Annotated in this window: 18 protein-coding genes and 1 pseudogene; 10 read left to right on the top strand and 9 right to left on the bottom strand. The window is 56.4% G+C overall.

The window, feature by feature from the left end:
* Positions 1 to 93: 93 nt before the first annotated feature.
* Positions 94 to 1,104: a quinone-dependent dihydroorotate dehydrogenase gene (gene pyrD / locus ACOI6Z_RS15110; protein ID WP_004201417.1), complete on the bottom strand. Its 1,011-nt coding sequence runs from the start codon at positions 1,102 to 1,104 to the stop codon at positions 94 to 96.
* Positions 1,105 to 1,352: 248 nt separating this feature from the next.
* On the opposite strand from pyrD, the gene ssuE reads away from it, so the two are divergent.
* The 5 genes from ssuE to ssuB are packed head-to-tail and all read left to right on the top strand — an operon-like array spanning position 1,353 to position 5,597.
* Positions 1,353 to 1,928 carry an NADPH-dependent FMN reductase gene (gene ssuE / locus ACOI6Z_RS15105; protein ID WP_050532906.1) on the top strand — a complete coding sequence of 192 codons (576 nt, stop codon included), beginning with the start codon at positions 1,353 to 1,355 and terminating at the stop codon, positions 1,926 to 1,928.
* On the top strand, positions 1,921 to 2,883 hold the full coding sequence (locus ACOI6Z_RS15100; RefSeq protein WP_023289042.1) for a sulfonate ABC transporter substrate-binding protein: 963 nt from the start codon (positions 1,921 to 1,923) through the stop codon (positions 2,881 to 2,883). Before ssuE ends, ACOI6Z_RS15100 begins: the two co-directional genes overlap by 8 nt.
* Complete coding sequence (gene ssuD / locus ACOI6Z_RS15095) at positions 2,880 to 4,025, top strand: FMNH2-dependent alkanesulfonate monooxygenase (protein ID WP_023289041.1); 1,146 nt, start codon at positions 2,880 to 2,882, stop codon at positions 4,023 to 4,025. Before ACOI6Z_RS15100 ends, ssuD begins: the two co-directional genes overlap by 4 nt.
* A gap of 10 nt (positions 4,026 to 4,035) precedes the next feature.
* Entirely contained in the window at positions 4,036 to 4,827 is a 792-nt protein-coding gene (gene ssuC / locus ACOI6Z_RS15090) for an aliphatic sulfonate ABC transporter permease SsuC (protein ID WP_065812147.1), read from the top strand.
* Entirely contained in the window at positions 4,824 to 5,597 is a 774-nt protein-coding gene (gene ssuB, locus ACOI6Z_RS15085) for an aliphatic sulfonates ABC transporter ATP-binding protein (RefSeq protein ID WP_023289039.1), read from the top strand. The genes ssuC and ssuB overlap by 4 nt, the downstream gene beginning before the upstream one ends.
* 97 nt (positions 5,598 to 5,694) lie before the next feature.
* On the opposite strand, the gene pepN is transcribed toward ssuB, so the two are convergent.
* Positions 5,695 to 8,310, bottom strand: coding sequence for an aminopeptidase N (gene pepN, locus ACOI6Z_RS15080; protein ID WP_117133957.1), 2,616 nt, complete (start codon positions 8,308 to 8,310; stop codon positions 5,695 to 5,697).
* Positions 8,311 to 8,636: 326 nt separating this feature from the next.
* On the opposite strand from pepN, the gene pncB reads away from it, so the two are divergent.
* Positions 8,637 to 9,839 carry a nicotinate phosphoribosyltransferase gene (pncB, locus tag ACOI6Z_RS15075; protein ID WP_032428717.1) on the top strand — a complete coding sequence of 401 codons (1,203 nt, stop codon included), beginning with the start codon at positions 8,637 to 8,639 and terminating at the stop codon, positions 9,837 to 9,839.
* Between the two features lie 42 nt (positions 9,840 to 9,881).
* Here pncB and ACOI6Z_RS15070 read toward each other — a convergent pair whose 3' ends face one another.
* From ACOI6Z_RS15070 to dpaL, 4 genes are all read right to left on the bottom strand, one after another.
* Entirely contained in the window at positions 9,882 to 11,048 is a 1,167-nt protein-coding gene (locus ACOI6Z_RS15070) for a M20 aminoacylase family protein (protein ID WP_044521930.1), read from the bottom strand.
* Between the two features lie 18 nt (positions 11,049 to 11,066).
* A complete protein-coding gene (locus ACOI6Z_RS15065; RefSeq protein WP_044521929.1) occupies positions 11,067 to 12,305 on the bottom strand; it encodes a Zn-dependent hydrolase in 1,239 nt (412 codons plus the stop codon).
* A gap of 24 nt (positions 12,306 to 12,329) precedes the next feature.
* Positions 12,330 to 13,619 carry an aromatic amino acid transport family protein gene (locus ACOI6Z_RS15060; RefSeq protein WP_065812149.1) on the bottom strand — a complete coding sequence of 430 codons (1,290 nt, stop codon included), beginning with the start codon at positions 13,617 to 13,619 and terminating at the stop codon, positions 12,330 to 12,332.
* Positions 13,620 to 13,741: 122 nt separating this feature from the next.
* Positions 13,742 to 14,953 (bottom strand): diaminopropionate ammonia-lyase, encoded by a 1,212-nt coding sequence (dpaL, locus tag ACOI6Z_RS15055; RefSeq protein WP_074423595.1) that lies wholly within the window; start codon positions 14,951 to 14,953, stop codon positions 13,742 to 13,744.
* 311 nt (positions 14,954 to 15,264) lie between these two features.
* On the opposite strand from dpaL, the gene ACOI6Z_RS15050 reads away from it, so the two are divergent.
* The 4 genes and pseudogenes from ACOI6Z_RS15050 (at position 15,265) to aspC (ending at position 20,335) form a co-directional block, all read left to right on the top strand.
* A complete protein-coding gene (locus tag ACOI6Z_RS15050) occupies positions 15,265 to 15,726 on the top strand; it encodes an Lrp/AsnC family transcriptional regulator (protein ID WP_002898209.1) in 462 nt (153 codons plus the stop codon).
* Positions 15,727 to 15,901: 175 nt separating this feature from the next.
* Positions 15,902 to 17,302 carry an asparagine--tRNA ligase gene (gene asnS / locus ACOI6Z_RS15045; RefSeq protein WP_017899452.1) on the top strand — a complete coding sequence of 467 codons (1,401 nt, stop codon included), beginning with the start codon at positions 15,902 to 15,904 and terminating at the stop codon, positions 17,300 to 17,302.
* Between the two features lie 591 nt (positions 17,303 to 17,893).
* Positions 17,894 to 18,957 (top strand): annotated as a pseudogene (locus ACOI6Z_RS15040) (porin).
* A gap of 187 nt (positions 18,958 to 19,144) precedes the next feature.
* Positions 19,145 to 20,335 carry an aspartate transaminase gene (aspC, locus tag ACOI6Z_RS15035; RefSeq protein ID WP_023289032.1) on the top strand — a complete coding sequence of 397 codons (1,191 nt, stop codon included), beginning with the start codon at positions 19,145 to 19,147 and terminating at the stop codon, positions 20,333 to 20,335.
* Between the two features lie 66 nt (positions 20,336 to 20,401).
* Here aspC and ACOI6Z_RS15030 read toward each other — a convergent pair whose 3' ends face one another.
* The 3 genes from ACOI6Z_RS15030 to ldtD all read right to left on the bottom strand — a co-directional run bounded on the left by ACOI6Z_RS15030 (position 20,402) and on the right by ldtD (position 23,708).
* Positions 20,402 to 21,049, bottom strand: coding sequence for an MBL fold metallo-hydrolase (locus ACOI6Z_RS15030; RefSeq protein ID WP_023289031.1), 648 nt, complete (start codon positions 21,047 to 21,049; stop codon positions 20,402 to 20,404).
* A gap of 13 nt (positions 21,050 to 21,062) precedes the next feature.
* Positions 21,063 to 21,614, bottom strand: coding sequence for a YcbK family protein (locus ACOI6Z_RS15025; RefSeq protein WP_004201403.1), 552 nt, complete (start codon positions 21,612 to 21,614; stop codon positions 21,063 to 21,065).
* A 303-nt stretch (positions 21,615 to 21,917) separates the two neighbouring features.
* Entirely contained in the window at positions 21,918 to 23,708 is a 1,791-nt protein-coding gene (gene ldtD / locus ACOI6Z_RS15020; protein WP_044521923.1) for a L,D-transpeptidase, read from the bottom strand.
* Between the last annotated feature and the right edge of the window lie 83 nt (positions 23,709 to 23,791).

The raw sequence follows: 23,791 nt of genomic DNA, 5'->3' as shown, positions 1-23,791 counted from the left end.
AAGTCTAAAATGTTTAAATAAGCAACAGTGAGGGAATATAAAACAACCAGGGCCGGAAATAAAGCCCTGGGTGGGATTCAGAGGAGGAAAAGATTAGATGTGGGTAACAATTTCTTTAATCAGCGGCGGACCTTTAAAAATAAATCCGGAATAGATCTGCACCAGCGATGCTCCGGCGGCCATTTTTTCCCGCGCGGCAATCACGGAATCAATACCGCCCACGCCAATGATAGGCAAGCGGCCATTGAGCTCAGCGGAAAGCATACGGATAATTTCGGTACTTTTTAATTGTAATGGACGACCGCTAAGTCCGCCGGTCTCATCGCAATGTTTCATTCCCTGAACCAGAGAACGATCGAGGGTGGTATTGGTGGCAATCACGCCATCAATATTATGACGCACGAGGCTATCGGCAACCTGGATCAATTCCTCAGGCAAAAGATCCGGCGCGATCTTCACGGCGACCGGAACATATTTTTGATGCTTCTGCTGCAGCTCAAGCTGCTTATTTTTAATACCGGAGAGTAAATCATCGAGCGCTTCGCCGTATTGCAGCGTGCGCAGCCCCGGGGTATTCGGCGAGGAGATATTAATGGCGATATAGCCGGCGTAGGGATAGACTTTTTCCATACAAATCAGGTAATCATCTTTCCCGTGCTCAACCGGCGTGTCTTTATTTTTGCCGATATTGATGCCCAGCACGCCGTCAAAATGCGCCTTCTTCACGTTCTCAACCAGGTTATCGACGCCATGGTTATTAAAGCCCATGCGGTTGATCAACCCCTCTGCATCCACCAGACGGAAGATCCTTGGCTTATCGTTGCCCGGCTGCGGACGCGGCGTCACGGTGCCGATCTCAATGGATCCAAAACCCATCGCGCCCAGCGCGTCAATGCATTCCCCGTTTTTATCCAGCCCGGCCGCCAGACCCAGCGGGTTTTTAAAGGTCAGCCCCATGCAGGTGACAGGCCTGGCCGGCACCTTCTGGCGAACCAGTATTTCCAGCGGCGTCCCGGTGACACGGCGTAATTGTTGAAAGGTAACTTCATGAGCGCGCTCAGGATCGAGCTGAAAAAGGGCTTTACGAACGAAGGGGTAGTACATGAACTCTCCTGGATTCCCGGTGTGCAAACCGGGGGCGTATTATGTGCGATCTGTTGCGGAAAGGGAATTGACCTGCGACAAAAAATCCCCCATCAGCGCAAACGATTACCTCCCCGCGCGCCGTTATGCGCTTTTCGGCTATCTAACGGTGGATAAATCATTTAGGGAAAGAATGGCCCTCTGTCACACTCACTACAAATGTTATCAATTATAGATAAATGCAAACATTTAGTTATAAGGAGAGAGAGATGCGCGTCATTACGCTTGCGGGCAGCCCGCGTTACCCTTCCCGTTCCAGCGCCCTGCTGGAATACGCCAGAGAGACGCTCGCCGCCGCCGATATCGAAGTCTGCCACTGGCATCTGCAGAACTTTGCCCCGGAAGACCTCCTGTACGCTCGCTTTGACAACCCGGCGCTGCAGACGCTCAATGAGCAGCTGGCCGGGGCTGACGGACTGATCATCGCCACGCCGGTGTACAAAGCCTCGTTTTCCGGCGCCCTGAAAACGCTGCTCGACCTGCTTCCTGAGCGGGCGCTGGAGGGCAAAATCGTGCTGCCGCTGGCCACCGGCGGCACCATCGCCCACATGCTGGCGGTGGACTACGCCCTGAAGCCGGTGCTGAATGCCCTCAAGGCTCAGGAGATCCTCCATGGCGTCTTCGCCGACGACAGCCAGGTGACCGATTACCAGCACAAGCCGCAGTTTACCCCGAACCTGCAGCGGCGCCTCGATGAAGCCCTGGAGACCTTCTGGCAGGCGCTGCATCGCCCCAGCAGCCGCGCCCCGTCGTTAACGTCTCTGCGTGGGGTGGAACATGCTTAATCCTCTCCGCGCTCTGACCCTCGGCGGGCTGCTGCTGTTCTCCGCCCTGGGCCATGCCGCCCCGGCGGCGCCTGACGCCCTGCGCATCGGCTATCAGAAAGGCAGCGTCAGCATGGTGCTGGCGAAAAGCCATCAGCTGCTGGAGCAGCGCTACCCGCAAACCCATATTTCGTGGATTGAATTCCCGGCCGGTCCGCAGATGCTGGAGGCGCTGAACGTCGGCAGCATCGATATTGGCAGCACTGGCGACATTCCGCCTATCTTTGCGCAGGCGGCCGGCGCCGATCTGGTGTATATCGGTTCGGAACCGCCAAAACCCAAAGCGGAAGTGATTCTGGTGGCACAGGGCAGCCCGATTCATAACGTTGCTGAGCTAAAAGGGAAAAAGGTCGCTTTTCAGAAAGGCTCCAGCTCCCACAATCTGCTGCTGCGCGCCCTGCAGCTCGCAGGTTTGAAGTTTAGCGACATTCAGCCGGTCTATCTCGCCCCCGCCGATGCGCGCGCCGCCTTCCAGCAGGGCAATGTCGACGCCTGGGCGATCTGGGATCCGTATTACTCCGCCGCGCTGCTGCAGGGCGGCGCCCGGGTGCTGACCGACGGAACCGACCTGAAACAGACGGGATCCTTCTATCTCGCTTCCCGCCCTTACGCTGAACGCAATGGCGCCTTTATTGAGGGCGTACTCGATACCTTTACCCAGGCCGATGCCCTGACCCATAGCCAGCGTGCGCAAAGCATTACGCTGCTGGCAAAAACGATGGGATTACCGGAAGCGGTGATCGCCAGCTACCTGGACCATCGTCCCCCCACCTCGGTTACCCCGGTGAGTGCTGAAACCGCCGCTCGCCAGCAGCAGACGGCCGACCTGTTCTATGAGAACAAGCTGGTGCCGAAAAAAGTTGATATCCGGGCCCGCATCTGGCAGCCCGCCGCCGCACAAGGAGCGAAATCATGAGTCTGAATATGTTCTGGTTTTTACCGACCCATGGTGATGGTCGTTATCTGGGTACCGAAGAGGGAGCCCGTCCGGTCGATTACGGCTATCTGCAGCAAATCGCGCAGACGGCGGATCGGCTGGGATTCACCGGCGTACTGATCCCGACCGGGCGCTCATGTGAAGATGCCTGGCTGGTTGCGGCCTCGATGATCCCGGTAACGCAGCGGCTGAAATTTCTTGTCGCCCTGAGGCCAAGCGTGGTGTCGCCGACGGTGGCCGCGCGCCAGGCGGCGACCCTGGACCGACTGTCGAACGGCCGGGCGCTGTTCAATCTGGTCACCGGCAGCGATCCCGCCGAGCTGGCAGGCGACGGTGTCTTCCTCGACCACACCGAGCGCTATGAGGCCTCGGCTGAATTTACCCATATCTGGCGCAAGCTGATGGAGGGGGAGACTGTCACCTTTAACGGCAAGCATCAGCGCGTTCGCGACGCCAAACTGCTGTTCCCGCCGCTCCAGCAGCCGCGTCCGCCGCTCTATTTCGGCGGATCGTCTGAGGTAGCGCAGGATCTGGCCGCTGAGCAGGTCGATCTCTATCTTACCTGGGGCGAACCGCCAGCCCAGGTGGCAGAGAAGATAGCTCAGGTGCGGGAGAAAGCCGCCCGACACGGTCGCCGGGTGCGTTTTGGCATCCGCCTGCACGTGATTGTGCGGGAAACCAATGAGGAAGCCTGGCAGGCGGCGGACAGCCTTATCTCCCATCTGGATGATGAGACTATCGCCCGCGCCCAGGCGGCCTTCGCCAGAACCGACTCCGTCGGCCAGCAGCGGATGGCGGCGCTGCACAACGGTCGACGCGATAAGCTGGAAATCAGCCCCAACCTGTGGGCTGGCGTCGGTTTGGCGCGCGGCGGCGCCGGAACCGCGCTGGTGGGCGATGCCGCTACCGTTGCCGAACGGATCAATGAATACGCCGCGCTGGGTATCGATAGCTTTATCTTCTCCGGCTATCCGCATCTGGAAGAGGCGTATCGGGTCGGCGAGCTGCTGTTCCCGCTGCTCGACGTCGCGGTGCCATCTGTTCCGCAGCCGCACAACCTGCGTCTGCAGGGGGAAGCCGTCGCCAACGAGTTTATCCCACGTAAAGTGGCGCAGAGCTGAGGAGGCACTGATGGCAAAATCAACCCATCCCCTGTTATTACGCCTCGCCCCCTGGCTGCTGCCGGTGGGAACGGTCATTGTCTGGCAGCTGGCGTCGTCCGTCGGCTGGCTGTCGACGCGGGTGCTGCCCTCGCCGGAGGGCGTTTTGAAAGCGTTCTGGACGCTCTCGGCCAGCGGTGAGCTGTGGCAGCATCTGGCCATTAGCTCGTGGCGGGCGCTGGTCGGCTTCGCCATCGGCGGCTCCATTGGACTGGTGCTCGGCCTGATCAGCGGTCTGTCACGCTGGGGCGAGCGCCTGCTGGACACGTCGATCCAGATGCTGCGCAATGTGCCGCACCTGGCGCTGATCCCACTGGTGATCTTGTGGTTCGGCATCGATGAGACCGCCAAGATCTTCCTCGTATCGCTGGGCACCCTGTTTCCGGTCTATATCAATACCTGGCACGGGATCCGCAATATCGACCGTGGGCTGGTGGAGATGGCGCGCAGCTATGGTTTATCCGGCTTTGCTCTTTTCCGTCACGTGATTTTACCCGGCGCCCTGCCCTCGATTATGGTCGGCGTGCGTTTTGCCCTCGGTCTGATGTGGCTGACGCTTATTGTCGCCGAAACCATCTCGGCGAACGCCGGTATCGGCTACCTGGCGATGAATGCGCGTGAATTTCTGCAAACCGACGTGGTGGTGGTCGCCATCATTCTTTACGCCATTCTTGGCAAACTGGCCGACGTCAGCGCCCAGATGCTGGAGCGGCTCTGGCTGCGCTGGAACCCGGCGTATCATCTTCAGGAGGCTAACGCATGAACACTGCCCGTCTGAACCCAGGTATCCCGCTGCTGCTGAACGGGGTGACTAAACGCTATGGCGACAACACCATTCTTAACGAGCTGGATCTGCATATCCCCAGCGGCCAGTTTGTGGCGGTGGTGGGCCGCAGCGGCGGCGGCAAAAGCACCCTGCTGCGCCTGCTGGCGGGCCTGGAAAAGCCGAATGCCGGCGAGCTGCTGGCAGGCGCGACGCCGCTGGCGGCGATCCAGGACGACACCCGGATGATGTTTCAGGATGCGCGCCTGCTGCCGTGGAAAACGGTGATTGATAACGTGGGGCTGGGGTTAAAAGGCGCCTGGCGCGACGCCGCCCTGCAGGCGTTGGCCAGCGTCGGACTCGAGAGCCGCGCGCAGGAGTGGCCGGCGGCGCTGTCGGGCGGGCAGAAGCAGCGCGTTGCGCTGGCCCGCGCGCTGATCCATCGCCCGCGCCTGCTGCTGCTGGACGAGCCGCTGGGGGCGCTGGACGCCCTCACCCGTCTGGAGATGCAGGAGCTGATCGTCTCTCTGTGGCAGGAGCATGGCTTTACGGTCCTGCTGGTGACCCACGACGTCAGCGAAGCCGTGGCGATGGCCGACCGGGTGCTGTTGATTGAAGAGAAGAAGATCGGTCTCGATTTGAACGTGGATATTCCGCGACCGCGGCGCACCGGTTCGGCGAAGCTGGCCGAGCTGGAGGCGGAGGTGCTGGATCGGGTGATGAAACGCGGCAAGAGCGAGAGCGCACCGCGTTTGTTTAGTCATGGCTAACTAACGTCCCCGGCCCGCGCTTCGCTCGGCCGGGCTACCAAATCGCACAGCGCTGTAGCCCCGGTAAGCGAGAGCGCAACCGGGGATTTTGCCACCGTTACGCCAGCGCCTTACTGATTTTCTCGTACAGATCGCCTGAGAGATCCTTCAGCCCCTTCAGCTGCTCCAGCGCGGCGCGCATCAGCGCCTGGCGTTTCTCATCATAACGCTTCAGACGAATCAACGGCTCAATCAGTCGCGATGCGACCTGCGGGTTGCGCTGGTTAAGCTCGGTCAGCATCTCCACCAGGAACTGGTAGCCGCTACCGTCTTCAGCATGGAACGCCGCCGGGTTGCTGCTGGCGAAAGCGCCGATGAGCGACCGCACGCGGTTCGGGTTGCTCATGCTGAACGAACGATGGTTCAGCAGACCGCGTACCGTTTCGACCACATTGGCCGCCGGACTGGTGGACTGCAGGATAAACCACTTGTCCATCACCAGGCCGTCCTGATGCCATTTGTCGTCATACTCCTGCATCAGCGCATCGCGGCACGGCAGCTCAGCGGCAACCGCCGCCGACAGCGCGGCCAGCGCGTCGGTCATGTTATCCGCCTGGTGATACTGCGCCGCCACCAGCTTATCGCCCAGCGTCGGCTCTGCGAACGCCAGATAGCGCAGGCAGGTATTGCGCAGGGCTCGCTTACCGATATCGGCGTGCTCCACCCGGTAGCTGTCGAGCTTATTGGCGTTATATACCGCGAGGAATTCGTCCGCCAGCTCGTTCGCCAGGGTGCGGGTGAGCGCCTCGCGCACGGTGGCGATGGCGATAGGATCGATAATGGCGAACATCTCGGCGATTTCGTTGGCCGACGGCAGGGTTAAGATCTCGGCGGCCAGCGCCGGGTCAATCTTCTCGTCGAGCAGAATCGCGCGGAAGGCGTCCGCCACGTGCACCGGCAGCGACAGCGGCTGTCCCTGCTGATGACGGTTGACGTTCAGCTTGATGTAGGTCGCCAGCAGACTCTGCGCCGCATCCCAGCGCGAGAAATCATTCCGCGCATGGCGCATCAGGAAGGTCAGCTGCTGATCGCTCCACTTGTATTCCAGTTTCACCGGTGCTGAAAACTCGCACAGCAGGGCCGGGACCGGCTGGAAATAGACATTATCAAAGACGAAGGTCTGCTCAGCCTGAGTCACATTAAGCACCGGGTGCAGCGGATGACCGCCCTTCTGCAGGGGGATCACCTTACCTTCGTTATCGTACAGCTCGATGGCAAACGGAATATGCAGCGGCTGTTTCTCAGCCTGCTCGGCGGTCGGCGGCGTGCGCTGGCTGATGGTCAGCGTATACTGCTCGGTTTCCGGGTTATAGTCGTCGTGGACGGTGACAATCGGCGTACCGGACTGGCTGTACCAGCGGCGGAAGTGCGACAGGTCGACGTTAGAAGCATCTTCCATCGCCTGGACGAAATCGTCGCAGGTGGCGGCGCTGCCGTCATGACGTTCGAAATATAGCTGCATCCCTTTCTGGAAGTTTTCTTCACCCAGCAGCGTGTGCAGCATGCGGATCACTTCGGCACCCTTTTCATAGACCGTCAGGGTATAGAAGTTATTCATCTCGATAACCCTATCCGGGCGGATCGGGTGCGCCATCGGGCTGGCGTCTTCGGCAAACTGCAGCCCGCGCATGGTGCGCACGTTGTTAATGCGGTTCACCGCCCGCGAGCCGAGGTCGGAACTGAACTCCTGATCGCGGAACACGGTCAGCCCCTCTTTCAGGCTGAGCTGGAACCAGTCGCGACAGGTGACGCGGTTGCCGGTCCAGTTATGGAAATACTCATGGCCAATCACCCGCTCGATATCGAGGTAGTCTTTATCGGTGGCGGTGTCGGTGCGGGCCAGGACATATTTGGAGTTAAAGACGTTCAGCCCTTTGTTTTCCATCGCTCCCATATTGAAGAAGTCGACGGCGACAATCATATAGATGTCGAGGTCGTACTCGAGGCCAAAGCGCTCCTCATCCCATTTCATGGAGTTTTTCAGCGAGGTCATCGCCCACGGCGCGCGGTCGAGGTTACCGCGATCGACGTACAATTCCAGCGCCACTTCACGCCCGGAGCGGGTGGTAAAAGTGTCGCGCAGGACGTCGAAATCACCGGCCACCAGCGCAAACAGGTAGCACGGCTTCGGGAAGGGATCCTGCCACTGTACCCAGTGACGACCGTTCTCCAGATCCCCTTCCGCCATCCGGTTGCCGTTGGAGAGCAGGAACGGATATTTGGCTTTATCGGCGATAATTTTGGTGGTAAAGCGCGCCAGCACATCCGGACGGTCCAGGTACCAGGTGATATGGCGGAAACCTTCCGCTTCACACTGGGTGCACAGCGCTTCGCCTGACTGATACAGGCCTTCCAGCGCGGTGTTCGCCGCCGGGCTGATCTCATTGACGATGGTCAGGGTGAAATGCTCCGGCAGGCCGCCGATCACCAGCTGATTGTTTTCTTCTTTATAGTCGCTCCACGGCTGGCCGTTCACCTGCAGAGCAATCAGGGTCAGATCTTCGCCGTCCAGGCGCAATGGCACATCAGACGCAGCCGCATGGCGGGAGACCTTGCTCTTGGCCGTAACAACGGTTTTTGCGGCATCCAGGTCAAAGGTCAAATCGATATCGCTAATCAGATACTCCGGCGCACGATAGTCGTGGCGGTATTTGGCTTGGGGCTGTTGTGTCATAAAAAACCTTTAGCATCTTCGGTAAAGTGTCGTCCCAGTCTATTCCTGTTGTGTCAATCGCGCTATGCAGAATCTTCATCTTTTCAACGTGAAACACGAAAATCGCTACATTTTGTTAACACTCGTGGCACGAATTGCCCTCGACCCGACGCAAAGCTTATGGTGTGATCCATGTTCAATATATTAAACTAGGCCTCGCAAATGACCGTCAGCGTCGCCATCGCTCTCCATCGCGGGACAGAGCCGGGTAATAAAGGTATACTCCGCCTCCTTTTTCCGCGTTGGTTTCGATGGAACGCTCCAGTGAGAGGATGCTACTGCGCACCATGACACAATTCACTTCTCCTGTACTGCATTCGCTGCTTGATACGGATGCCTACAAGCTGCACATGCAGCAGGCTGTCTTCCACCGCTACGGCGATGTACATGTGGCGGCGGAGTTTCGCTGCCGTGGAGACGACCTGCTCGGCATTTATGCCGACGCGATCCGCGAGCAGGTGGAGTCCATGCGCGATCTGAGGCTGCGGGATGATGAATATCGCTGGCTGTCCACCCTTCCCTTTTTTCGCCAGGATTACCTCGACTGGCTGCGCGATTTTCGCTATGACCCGCGCCAGGTCACGGTCGCCAATGACAACGGCAAGCTGAACATTCGCCTCACTGGCCCGTGGCGGGAAGCCATCATGTGGGAAGTCCCCCTGCTGGCGGTGATAAGCGAGCTGGTCCATCGCTACCGTTCACCCGAGATGGGCGTTGAACAAGCGCTAAACGCGCTGGAGCATAAGCTAGGCGACTTCGCCACCATGACCGCTGACCTCGATATGAGCGCCTTCCGCCTGATGGATTTCGGCACCCGCCGTCGTTTTTCACGCGATGTACAGGAAGCCATTGTGCAACGCCTGCAGCAGGAGCCATGGTTTGTCGGCACCAGCAACTACGATCTGGCGCGCCGTCTGAACTTAACCCCGATGGGCACCCAGGCCCATGAGTGGTTCCAGGCCCACCAGCAGATCAGCCCGAACCTGGCCAGCAGCCAGCGGGCAGCCCTCGCCGCCTGGCTGGAAGAGTATCCTGACCAGCTGGGCATCGCGCTGACCGACTGCATCACCATGGATGCGTTCCTGCGCGATTTCGGTCCGGAGTTCGCCACCCGCTATCAGGGTTTGCGCCACGACTCCGGCGACCCGGTGGAATGGGGTGAAAAAGCCATCGCCCATTACCAGAAGCTGGGCATCGATCCGCTGAGCAAAGTGCTGGTCTTCTCCGATAATCTCGACCTGGCGAAAGCCGTCGACCTGTATCGCCACTTCGCCTCGCGGGTGAAGCTGAGCTTTGGTATTGGCACTCGTTTAACCTGCGATCTGCCGCAGGTTAAACCGCTCAATATCGTGATTAAGCTGGTGGAATGTAACGGCAAGCCGGTGGCGAAACTCTCCGACAGCCCGGGGAAAACCATCTGCCACGATAAGGCCTTCGTCCGCGCCCTGCGCGAGGCGTTTGACCTGCCGCCGATTAAAAAGGCAAGCTAAAAAACATGGCCCGACGGCATTCTGCTATCGGGCCAATCAATATCACTCCTGCGGCAGACGGGTTCTGACGACCTCGGCAAAATACTCCGCGCCAGTTAGCAATATCTCATCATTAAAGTCGTAGCAGGCATTATGCAACGGTGTATTGCCCTGAGCATCTGAACCATCGCCGTTGCCTAAAAAGATGAAACAGCCGGGGATTTTTTGCAGAAAAGCGCCAAAATCCTCCGAAATCATCATCTGTGCGACGTTGCCGTCCACCTTCTCAGCCCCTACCACGTTAATCGCAGCGGTGACCGCCACATCAACGCATTTCTGCCAGTTCACCGTTGGCGCAAATTCATGGGTATAGCTGAACTGGCACCTCGCACCGTGCATCGCGCAAATTGCTTCGCTAATGGTACGCATTCGTTCTTCGAGCAGCATCTGCACCTCCGGTACAAAGCTGCGCGTATCCCCTTTGATTTCAACATGCGTCGGAATCGCATTGCGGATGCCATCGGTGTGCAATTCAGTACAGGAAATGACCGCTGGCACGTTCGGATCAACATTTCGCGAAACAATTGTCTGCAAAGCCAGGATGATTTCCGCCGCAATTACCAGCGGATCTTTCGCCATATGCGGCCGCGCCGCATGCGCTCCCTGCCCTTGAATACGAATAATAAAGTTATCTTCACTGGCCATAATGCCACCGACTCGCGTGGCGATAGTCCCGGCTTTCATACCCGGCATATTATGCAGACCGTAGATTTCCTCAATGCCAAAGCGTTCAATAACGCCATCGTCCATCATCGCTCTGGCGCCATAGCCAGGCTCCTCAGCAGGCTGAAAAACAAAGATGACCGTGCCGTTAAAATTCTGCCGCTGCAATAGCAACTGCGCCGCGCCCAATGCAATGCAGGTATGACCATCATGCCCGCAGCCGTGCATCCGATCGGCGGTCATGGAGCGGTAAGACCGGTCTCCCTGTTCGGTCAATTGAATGGCGTCAATATCGGCACGAATAGCGATAACGCCCTTGCCGTCGCCGCATTTCAATCTCCCCACTACCCCGGTTTTGCCAATATCGCGGTGTACCTCAATGCCCATGGCCTCGAGCTTTTCGGCAATAAACCGTGAAGTATTCTGCTCTTCGAAGGCGCTTTCCGGATGGGCATGCAAATAGTGACGCCAGGCGATAAGCTGCTGCTTTAACTGTTGCTGATTCATTCTCTGTTCCTGTAAACATTAGTCCATACGCTGGGCGCGCTGTAAAACCACCTGCAGCAGCACATTGGCGCCAGCAATCAGGTCTTTGGCCGCACTGTGTTCTTTGACGTTGTGACTGATGCCATCAACGCAGGGGACAAAAATCATCCCGGCGGGACATACCGACGCCATAAATTGTGCATCGTGTCCAGCGCCGCTTGGCAAACGTCGGTAACTGAGCGCCTGACGCTCCGCCTCGGCTTCCACCGCATTGACGATCTCATCGGCAAAAATGACCGGTTCAAAGCGCACCAGTGAGCGGCTGGTTATCTCCACGCCCTCTTCCTGCGACGTTTTTGCGACAAATTCTGCCAGTTGCTGCTCCGCCAGACATAAGATCGCATTATCGGTATTGCGAAGATCCACTGACATAACGACATGGTTGGGAATGACGTTGATCAGATTAGGCTTCACGCTGAAATGCCCAACGGTAGCTACCTGATCACCACCAAGGCTTAGCGCCAGCTCACGGGCAAAAACAGCGATTTTCGCAGCCGCCAGCCCGGCATCGCGTCTCATGGACATTGGGGTAGTACCCGCATGATTCGATACGCCTCTCAGGGTAAATTCCTGCCACGAAATACCCTGTACGCCGGTAACAACGCCAATATCAATTTGCTCTTTATCAAGAATCGGTCCCTGTTCGATATGCAGCTCAACGTAGCTATCTACCGCCATATCTCCCGGCTGACGTTCGCCCTTATAACCAATGTTACGCAGCGCTTCATCGAGCGTGATACCGTCGAGATCTTTTGCCGCGAGCGCCTGCGCCAACGGATACTCGCCGGCAAACACCACGCTGCCCATCATATCGGGCTGAAATCGCACCCCCTCCTCGTTAGTAAAGAAGGTTACCGCCAACGGTCGTCGGGGGCGGATCCCGGCATCCTGGAGGGTGGCAATCACCTCAAGGCCGGCCATAACGCCGTAGTTGCCATCGTATAACCCACCGGTAGCGACGGTATCGATATGTGACCCCATCATCACCATCGGCAACGTCTCCTCGCCGTGATAAACACCGGTGACATTACCGATAGCATCAATAGACACACTCAGGCCCAGGGCCTTCATGCGGGCTACAACAAAGTCCCTGCCGGCTTTATCTTCGGCCGTCGCTGCCAGGCGGCATACGCCGCCGCCTTCCAGCGCACCATATTCGCCAAGCGCATACAGGGAATCGATAAGCCGTTGGCCGTTAATCTGCAGAAAATGACTCATAAAACATCTCGCTAGTGATGGTGGTTATTGGAACATGCCGTAAAAAATGGCAGAGACGGTGATAAGCCCGATCAGGGTGACGAAAACGTTGCTCGCTTTACCGCGCCAGGGGGCAAGCACCGGTAATTTATGAATGGCGTACATAGGCAACAGCAGAAGAATTGCCGCCCCGGTGGGACCGCTGATGCATTCGATAATACCGAGGATACTGGGGTTCTTGTACGCGGCGAACCAGCAGGTAAACACCATAAACACCAGGATGACCGCGTCGACGAGGCGAATGCCAGGTTTTTTCCCGCGTGCGGCGGCGGCCTCCAGAATCAGGTCGCGCAGCGATTCATAGGCGCCGATGTAGTGGCCAAGAAATGATTTAGTAATAGCGACGAAGGCGATAATCGGCGATAGCCAGGCAATAATCGGTGTATCGTACTGATTGGCCAGATAGGACAAAATCGACAGATTCTGGGCTTTGGCTTCCGCCAGTTGCTGCGGCGACAGGCTTAACACGCAGCTGAGAACAAAAAACAGCACCACCACCGTCATGAGCAGGATACCGTAGCGCTGGATCTGCGCGCATTTCCCCTCAGCGAGCGCCAGACCGTAACGCTGCTTCTGGCGCACCACCATCGGCGAAATGATGGGATAGTGGTTAAACGACATCACCAGTACCGGGAAGGTCATCCAGAGGGATAACATGATCCCCTGCCCATCGCCTGTGGCGCTGAAGCTTGCGGTTTGCAAAATTGCGCCGTTCCAGTGCGGAATCAGAAAAAGTGCCATAAAAATAAGCGAGATAATAAAGGGATAAACCAGGGTGCTCATCACCCGCATTATCAAACGCTGTCCAAAACGGACGATAAACATCAGCCCGAGGATCAGAACGATGGCCACCAGCGACCGGGGCGGCTCGGCCATTGCCAACTGGTGGGTGATAAAGCTCTGCGCGGTGTTGGTGATTGCCACCGCATACATAATCAGAATGGTATAGACGGCGAAGAAATAGATGACGGTAAACACTTTTCCCGCCAGCGCGCCAAAATGCTCGCCAATAACATCGGTAATACTGCTTTCCGGCGTATTGGAAGAGTAAATGAATCTCGCCAGACCGCGGTGAGCCAGATAAGTAATAGGAAAAGCGAGGACAAAAACAATCAGCAGCGGCCAGAAGCCGCCAATTCCGGCATTAATCGGCAGAAACAGCACCCCGGCGCCAATTGCGGTACCGAAAAGGCCAAGGACCCAAACGGTATCTTCGCTATGCCACTTTGCGGGATCGGAACATCTTTTATTGATAATTATATTTTCAGTATTCATCGGTCAGGTTCTCTCTGTGCATGACGCGAAAGCGCGTATGTTTTCGTTATGAGTCAGAACGCTTGTCACACCGAGGGCTCGTAGGGTAGGTAAGATGGCCCCCTTGTTATTGTCGATAGCGCTCAACCATTACGTCCAAACCAGACGATGTCTTCATAGACATCGGGTGATGTATCTCCTTCCGTGCTGATTAACAGAACCTGTGCATCGGCATTCAGGCGCAGAGATTCGGCAAGCTCGCGATACTCCGGCTGAGTCATCAGCGCGTAAAGCACGCCAGTGCCGATAGCGCCGGATTCCCCGGAGATAAAAGGTTCGTCAGTACCTGGTCGCGGAGCGGCCAGCAGGCGCATGCCATTGGCGGCCAGACAATCGTCGGCGGAAATAAAACAGGTGGCATGGTCGCGGAGCATTGGCCAGCTGGTGATATTAGGTTCACCACAGGCAAGCCCGGCCATCAGGGTTGACATATCCCCGCCGACGCTGTGCGGCAGTCCGTCATTAATGGTTGCCGAGCGATACAGGCAGTTCGCCTTGTGCGGCTCAACGATGATGATGGTGGGAGCCTTCTGCTGCATCTTTTCGATGAAATATCCCATGATGCTGCCGGCAAACGACCCGACACCGGCTTGTAAAAACAGATGCGTCGGCATCGGCGCCCCGCTTTCTACTAATTGCTGCCAGATTTCAACAGCGAGGGTCATATAGCCTTGCATGATCCATGTGGGGATCTGCTCGTAGCCCTGCCAGGCGGTATCCTGGAGTAATACCCATCCCTGCTCGCGCGCGGTTTTGGCCGCCATCCGAACTGTGTCGTCGTAGTTCAGTTCAGTAATCGTGCATTCGGCGCCATGCCGGCGAATATTCTGCGCGCGTACCGGTGAGGAGCCCTTTGGCATATACACCACCGCACGCAGCCCAAGCTGCTCAGCCGCCCACGCCACGCCACGTCCATGGTTACCGTCGGTAGCAGTCACAAATACGATGTCCTTGATACGCGCCTTAATCGCTGGTGAATTAAGCTCGGCAAAGCTCAACGTAGTAATATCTCGCTCAAGCAGAGCGGCGAGATATTTCCCCATCGCATAAGATCCACCTAATCCTTTAAACGCATTCAAACCGAATCGCTGGGCTTCATCTTTTATATGGATCGACCCCAGGCCCAGCCGCTGGCTTAAAAATTCCAGCTTACGCAGCGGCGTGACCCGGTAATCAGGAAATTTTTGATGGAATGCCAGCACTTCGTTCCCCACGCTTTCATTGAGCAGACTCAAGTCTGCTCCCTGGCCATAGGGCTGCCGCCGGGCGTTGAGTTGAAATTTAATTGTGTCCACTATTCAGGCACCTCTATTTTCATATCGTCCTGCGACGATAACGTTATTTGCGACCATTCCGCCTAAACGACGGGTGCACGGATCCGTGCGGCCTGAGACAGGACGGTCGCTTTAAATTGGTTAAGTCAGAGTGTGAGAGGCTTTTTGTCGCGATATGCCGCTTTCCCACTGCCTGTGATGGTACACTGCGCCCGGCGGTTAATTGGCGCAAAGTTGCCCATCGCGCCGCAATTTTCACTCTGTTTTATCATTCTCACGCAACAACGTTGCATGAGTGAGATTGATCACAGGCTTGCAGGACGAGATATATGATGAAACTTGACGCATGGGATAAAAAAATTCTTACGCTCTTGCAGCGTAATAATCGCTTGTCGCAACGGGAGATCGCCGATCGGATCAGCCTGTCTCCTTCGGCAGTCAATCGGCGTATCGCTGCACTTGAGGATGCAGGGGTGATTAAAGGCAGTGTTAGCTTAGTGGACGCCAGTAAAGTGGGAAGACCCATCACCATTATGGTGCAGGTGACCATTGAGAATGAACGTCTCGATCTGCTTGAGGAGGATAAACAGCGTTTCGTAACCTGTCCGCAAGTGCAGCAGGTCTACTATGTCACTGGCGACTTCGATTTTCTGCTCGTGATCAACGTCCGTGATATGGCGGAATACGAAGCGCTAACCCGTGAACTCTTTTTTGCCTCGGGAAATATCAAGTCTTTCCGGACCATCGTGTCGATGCAAAATGCGAAGCAGGAAATGACGGTCATTATCGAGTAAGTCGTGTAAAAGTCGAAATGGGGAGCCAAAGAACGCCCCGGAGGTGTATTTATTTCCGAAATCCACCCTTCCCTGTGCGAAATCTACTTGTCTGATGGAAGATGACAGGTAACATAGATATCCCCCCGCTGTAGGGGGAAGAGACTTTTTTATTGGACTATATAGAGAGATTATTATGAGCGTTGTGCCTGTAGCCGACGTACTCCAGGGCCGCGTTGCCGTTGACAGCGAAGTCACGGTCCGCGGATGGGTGCGTACCCGCCGAGATTCAAAAGCTGGCTTTTCATTCCTCGCCGTCTATGACGGTTCCTGCTTTGATCCTGTACAGGCCGTTATTAATAATTCTCTGCCCAATTACAATCAGGAAGTGCTGCGTCTGACCACCGGTTGCTCGGTGATTGTCACCGGTAAAGTCGTGGCTTCCCAGGGCCAGGGTCAAAGCTTTGAGATCCAGGCGACCAACGTGGAAGTGACCGGCTGGGTGGAAGATCCGGACACCTACCCGATGGCGGCCAAGCGCCACAGCATCGAGTATCTGCGTGAGGTGGCCCACCTGCGTCCGCGCACCAACCTGATCGGCGCGGTTGCCCGCGTGCGTCACACCCTGGCGCAGGCGCTGCATCGCTTCTTTGATGAGCAGGGCTTCTTCTGGGTCTCCACCCCGCTGATTACTGCCTCCGATACCGAAGGCGCCGGCGAAATGTTCCGCGTGTCGACGCTGGATCTGGAAAACCTGCCGCGTAACGATCAGGGCAAAGTCGATTTCGACAAAGACTTCTTCGGTAAAGAGTCGTTCCTGACCGTTTCCGGCCAGCTGAACGGCGAGACCTATGCCTGCGCGCTGTCGAAGATTTACACCTTCGGCCCGACCTTCCGTGCGGAAAACTCCAACACCAGCCGCCACCTGGCGGAGTTCTGGATGCTGGAGCCGGAAGTGGCCTTCGCTAACCTGAACGATGTTGCCGGCCTGGCGGAAGCGATGCTCAAGTACGTCTTTAAAGCGGTACTGGAAGAGCGCGCGGACGACATGCAGTTCTTCGCCGAGCGCGTTGATAAAGACGCTATCGACCGTCTGCAGCGCTTTATCACCGCTGATTTTGCGCAGGTGGATTATACCGACGCCGTCACTATTCTGGAAAACTGCGGCAAGCAGTTCGAGAACCCGGTGTACTGGGGCGTGGATCTCTCCTCCGAGCACGAACGTTACCTGGCTGAAGAACACTTCAAAGCGCCGGTGGTAGTGAAAAACTATCCGAAAGATATTAAAGCCTTCTACATGCGCCTTAACGAAGACGGTAAAACCGTCGCGGCAATGGACGTCCTGGCGCCGGGTATTGGCGAGATCATCGGCGGTTCCCAACGTGAAGAGCGCCTCGACGTGCTCGACGCGCGTATGGCCGAGATGGGTCTGAATAAAGAAGACTACTGGTGGTATCGCGACCTGCGCCGCTACGGCACCGTTCCACACTCCGGCTTTGGCCTGGGCTTCGAGCGTCTGATCGCCTACGTGACCGGCGTGCAGAACGTCCGCGATGTCATCCCGTTCCCGCGGACCCCGCGCAACGCGACATTCTAAATTTTTCTGACACAAACCTGAAAGGCCAGCTTGCGCTGGCCTTTTTTTATGTCAATTACTGTTATCAAAATTCAACAAACTTAAACATCAAGGCCTCGGATTCACATTTATGTTACGCACTGTTTCGGTGCATCCGGGTGATACAGATCGCACTTTATGTTCATAACAGAGCAAACCCTCTGATAAATTTGCTCATTTTTTAACCACGCGCCGCACGTCTTGCCAAGACAAAGGCTGAATAAAAAGAAGACGAATTCAACACACAAAATGAGCAAATTTACGCTTATCCAAATTAATCATAAATAATTCATATAGATAGATATGGAAAGGCGATTTACCTCACCATGTGGAACGGAATTTTGATTAAGTTCACAAAGTTCCCATAAAAACATATTTAGTTACATGTTTTTTCGTTTTGTTACTCATATGAGATATTAGTAGCATTTTCCGGCTAGCGAAACGTTGTCGCGGATGGAAAGATGCCTTCAGACACCAAACTCTCATCAATGGTTCTGTAAGTTTTTATTGACAGAACTTATTGACGGCAGTGGCACGTGTTCATATAAAAAATATTAATGAGGGTAATAAATAATGATGAAGCGCAATATTCTGGCAGTGGTGATCCCTGCCCTGCTGGTAGCCGGTGCAGCTAACGCTGCAGAAATCTATAACAAAAACGGCAACAAACTGGACTTCTACGGAAAAATGGTCGGCGAGCACGTCTGGACCACCAATGGCGACACCAGCAGCGACGATACCACCTACGCCCAACCCAGATCAACGATCAGCTGACCGGCTACGGTCAGTGGGAATACAACATGGACGCCTCCAATGTTGAAGGTTCCCAGCCGACGAAAACCCGTCTGGCGTTCGCAGGTCTGAAAGCGGGCGAGTATGGTTCATTCGACTACGGCCGTAACTACGGCGCGATCTACGACGTCGAAGCAGCAACCGATATGCTGGTTGAATGGGGTGGCGACGGTTGGAACTACACCGATAACTACATGACCGGCCGTACCAACGGCGTGGCAACCTACCGTAACTCTGACTTCTTCGGTCTGGTTGACGGCCTGAGCTTCGCGCTGCAGTACCAGGGTAAAAACGACCACGACCGTTCGATTCACAAGCAGAATGGCGACGGCTTCAGCACCGCGGCGACCTACGCGTTCGACAACGGTATCGCGCTGTCTGCTGGCTACTCCGGCTCCAACCGCAGCGTAGACCAGAAAGCTGACGGCAATGGCGACAAAGCCGAAGCCTGGGCAACCTCTGCAAAATATGACGCCAACAATGTCTACGCGGCCGTCATGTACTCCCAGACTTACAACATGACCCCGGAAAACCAGGGTAACTACTTCGCTGGCAAAACCCAGAACTTCGAAGCCGTTGTACAGTATCAGTTCGACTTCGGCCTGCGTCCGTCCATCGGCTACGTACAGACCAAAGGCAAGGACCTGCAGGCGCGCGGCGGCTTCTCCGGCGGCGATGCGGATCTGGTTAAATACGTCGAAGTGGGTACCTGGTACTACTTCAACAAGAACATGAACGTTTATGCGGCGTACAAGTTCAACCAACTGGACGACAACGCTTATACGCGTGAAGCTGGCGTAGCGACCGACGACCAGGCGGCCGTGGGTATCGTTTACCAGTTCTAATCTGCAGTACACCCCTTCGTGATATGCCTTCAGAGCAGGACTTCGGTCCTGCTTTTCTCTATTCCTGAGGCAAAGATCGTATCTTTCGAAAACCTTCGCGCTTTTTATCGCAAACGGTTGGCAATTCGTTGTTCTCCCGTTAACCTGATAGCGGATTTCCCTTCAGTAATCACAATGGAACCTCGTCATGTTTGAGAACATTACCGCCGCCCCAGCCGACCCGATTTTAGGTCTGGCCGATCTGTTTCGTGCCGATGACCGCCCTGAAAAGATTAACCTCGGAATTGGTGTTTACAAGGATGAAACCGGTAAAACACCCGTTCTGACCAGCGTCAAAAAAGCAGAGCAGTACCTGCTGGAAAATGAAACGACTAAAAACTATCTGGGCATCGATGGTATTCCTGAATTTGGTCGCTGCACCCAGGAGCTGCTGTTCGGTAAAGGCAATGCGATTATCGCCGATAAACGCGCCCGCACCGCGCAGACCCCGGGCGGTACCGGTGCGCTGCGCGTCGCCGCAGACTTCCTCGCCAAAAACACCGACGTGAAACGCGTGTGGGTAAGCAATCCAAGCTGGCCAAACCATAAGAGTGTGTTTACCTCCGCCGGGCTGGAAGTACGTGAATATGCCTACTACGATGCGGCTAACCACGCGCTGGACTTTGATGGTCTGCTGGCCAGCCTGAACGAAGCCCAGGCGGGCGACGTGGTACTGTTCCACGGCTGCTGCCACAACCCGACCGGTATCGATCCGACGCTCGAACAGTGGCAGACGCTGGCGCAGCTGTCGGTCGAGAAAGGCTGGCTGCCGCTGTTCGATTTCGCCTACCAGGGCTTCGCCCGCGGTCTGGAAGAAGATGCTGAAGGGTTGCGCGCCTTTGCTGCTCTGCATAAAGAGCTGCTGGTCGCCAGCTCCTACTCGAAAAACTTTGGCCTGTACAACGAGCGCGTCGGCGCCTGCACCCTGGTCGCCGCCGATCAGGAGACCGTAGACCGCGCGTTCAGCCAGATGAAGTCGGTGATCCGCGCTAACTACTCCAACCCGCCAGCGCACGGCGCGTCCGTGGTCGCGACCATCCTGAGCAACGATGCGCTGCGGGCAATCTGGGAGCAGGAGCTGACCGATATGCGCCAGCGCATCCAGCGTATGCGCCTGCTGTTCGTCAACACCCTGCAGGAGAAAGGCGCGAGCCGCGACTTCAGCTTTATCAGCAAGCAGAACGGTATGTTCTCGTTCAGCGGCCTGACTAAAGAGCAAGTGCTGCGTCTGCGTGAAGAGTTCGCCATCTATGCGGTCGCGTCCGGCCGTATCAACGTGGCCGGCATGACGCCTGACAACATGGCGCCGCTGTGTGAAGCCATCGTCGCCGTGCTGTAAGCGATATTATTCGCTATAAAGAAAAAGGCCGCGAATGCGGCCTTTTTTACGTTCGCGTCAGGTCGGTTACCAGACCGGCATCTCATCCTGCAGGAACGGGTTGTTGCGGCGTTCCTCACCCAGCGTCGACAGCGGACCATGGCCGGGAATAAAGGTCACGTCATCGCCCAGCGGCAACAGCTTATCCTTAATGGCCGCGATCAGCTGTCCATGGTCGCCGCGTGGAAAATCACTGCGCCCCACCCCGCCTTTGAAAATCACATCTCCGGAAATGAGCAGTCGGGAAGCGTCATCAAAGAAGACCACGTGACCCGGCGTATGGCCCGGGCAGTGCAGTACCCGCAGCGCCACATTCCCCACATTAACCACATCGCCTTCATTGAGCCAGCGATCCGGACGCAGCGGCTGGCAATCCTCCAGGCCGAACATCCGGCTTTGCGCCGGTAATCCTTCCAGCCAGAACTCATCTTCTTTTTCCGGACCAATAACCGGTACGCCATAATGCTGCGCCAGTTCCGCAGCGGCGCCGACGTGATCGAGATGGCCATGCGTCAGCAGGATCTGCATCAGCGTGACGCCAGCCTCCGCCACCACCGCTTTGATACGTTCAGCATCGCCGCCAGGATCGACCAGCGCCGCCAGCCGGGTTTGTTCGCACCAGATAAGAGAACAGTTCTGCGCGAACGCGGTAACCGGAATAATACGATAGTTCATGACGCTCCTTTCGTTACCAGTGCCTTACGGGACCGGTATCAATATGCACAAAGTTACTACGTGGGTAATATCCTACACCACCTGCGCGCATAGATAACGCCGCTTTGCGAATATTGCTTAACGAAATACCTTCAATATGGAAATCCATTGCCTGCCCCTTGGTGTGATAGCTGTGTTTTGCTACACCACGGCTTCGTGCGCGAAGCTCATCATTGGTATCGAGGGAACGATAGCCAGAGATAAGCTGGACAGGTTTGTTGGTGCCAAGTAGTCCCTGCAACCGATAAAGATGATCGAACAGATTTGGATCGATGGACTTAATTTTATTCGCGCGGTAATCACGGAAAAAATGGTTAAGTCTTGCTAATTCATCCTGAATATAGCCTCTGCCATCGAAAAACTCCGCCTTGAGTGATTCACCAGTATGCAGGTTATTCAGCGTCAAAATACGCGGACGGGGGGTCGAGAGGGTGGCAAATGCCGGCGCAGGGAGAATGGCGGCAGCACCCAGCGCAGCACCACCCAACGCCAGCAATCTGCGGCGATTAGCGTCAAATTTGTCCATGATAATCAGGTCTACAGTCAATGAATCGTTATATACTTTTTCCGCCTTGCGCGATGCTGAACCTCAGCACGCCATCGCTCGCCACAGCCGTGATGCTGCCCGGCAAAAGAGAGCGTTCGCGCTGACTGCGTCACGCATTGAGCGGAATGATATGTATATGCACTTCTGGCGCACGAAAGGCACCTTACCGGGCATTATTGCCAACGTCAAGGCAGCCTCACCCCAGGAAAATCGGGCGCTGCAGAGGAGCAGCGCCCTTTTTTACCCAGTGCTAGGACAACAAAATCCATTGAACTACTTCATTTACCTGATTAATTGCTCAGCTTTCGTCAGAATTTGTGCGCTGGATCGCGCGGTGATATCGTAATTGTAAATATCTGTTCGATATTGTGTACGTCCATCAGCGTCCACAAACGCCGTTAAGTAATATAAATTCACCGGTATATTTTGCCGAATATTGACATAGCGCGTGTCCCCTTGCTTCAGGGCATCGGAAATACGCGTGTCATTCCAGCCCGCATCCTGCAGCAGCATATTGGCCAGTTCCGAAGCCTTATTCACCCTCACACAGCCGGAACTGAGCGCACGAACATCCTTCTGGAACAGGTTATGGTTCGGCGTATCGTGCAGGTAGATGGCATCGGAGCTCGGCATATTGAACTTGTAGCGTCCGAGCGAGTTACGCGCTCCGGGCGCCTGCTGAAAACGGAACGGTAAGTTGTTCTCGGTGATGGTCGACCAGTCGACCCGATAAGGATCGATGGTCTCTTTACTGTTCCAGCCGCGCATGACGGTGTAGCCATGCTGCTCAAGATAGCCTGGATTGTTACGCACCTTCGGCAGGATATCTTTGCGCGCCAGGGTTGGCGGCACGTTCCATGGCGGATTGACCACCACGTTATTCAGCGCGCTGCTCATCATTGGCGTTTTGCGATCCGGACGCCCCACAATTACCCGCGAGGCCAGCACCTGGCTGCCGTCCTGGTAATAGACCAGCGAGAACGCCGGAATATTGACCATAATGCCGGTGGACAGTTTGCCCGGCAGTAAGCGTAAACGCTGAATGTTCAGGGCCAGCACCCCTGCGCGCTGCGCGGAAGAGACGTTGAGCCAGTCGCGAGTCGACTGGCCGATGACGCCATCCGCCCCCAGCCCCTGCATCGCCTGGAAGCGCTTAACCCCCTCCACCAGCTGGCGATCGTAAACGCCGCGCGCCGCAGGTTTGCTCTTTTTCTTCGCCGACGGGCTCACCACATCGCCGGGCAGAACGATATTGGCGGTATCGTCCAGCATTCCGGTACGCTGGAGGATCTCGCGCAGGGCGCCGATATCATTGCTCCATTCGCCGGGGCGCAGCGAGCCGCTGCCGGTCATCTGCGGCCATGGGCGAGAATCAGCCACTAGCGCCAGCAGCGACTGATGCATGGCTTCATACTGCGGATGATGCGGCGCCAGGCCGGCGATAAACGCCGGCAGGGAGCCATTGTCCAGCGCCAGCTGCCACTGGTTAATTACCGACAGCGGTGGGGTCGCCATCTTGTACGGCGTTGAACTGTACAACCAGCGGGTCCCCTGGGTGGGGATGCCGCTGATAAAGTGCAGATAGCCCATCATGGCGTCCGACAGCACCACATCGCGCGCCATGCCGCTGACGGCGGGATCGGTCAGCAGGCTGACCCAGGTGGTAAACTGCGGCTGAAAACCGGCGATGGCGATCTCCGCCAGCTGCTGCTGGAACGCCTGCACTGCCTCGCGGTTTTCCCACATCGGTTTCATATCCCTGGCGGCGTACAGCGACACCAGCGGATTCATAAAGACGGGTTTGTACCCTGCCGGCAACAGCGCCTCGATCTGGGCGCGGCTGTTTGCCGCCGCCTCCATCGACAGCGGCTGCTCACCGGCCAGCTTCGCGACCGCCGGCGATTGCCCATCGCTTTGCGCCAGCGCGGCGGAAACCTCGGCGGGCGCCGCAGAACTGTCGCCGGGTACGACTTCAGGCTCTTCGGCCTGGACATTGAACAGCGGAGCAAATGCCAGTGCCAGGCTCAGGCTGAGCGCTGACAATGGACGACCATACCGTTTCTTTAGCAACATCCCTTGCCCCCTGTTGTCACACATTGCTGCCCACAAAATTGGGGCTCTTTTTTCAGTATATAAAGACGAAAAGGCTTTTGCCT

This window comes from Klebsiella sp. C239 (assembly GCF_048822715.1).
Taxonomy (GTDB): domain Bacteria; phylum Pseudomonadota; class Gammaproteobacteria; order Enterobacterales; family Enterobacteriaceae; genus Klebsiella; species Klebsiella quasipneumoniae.
Note: the sequence above shows the minus strand (reverse complement) of the source record. Positions and strands in the feature narration are given on the sequence as shown.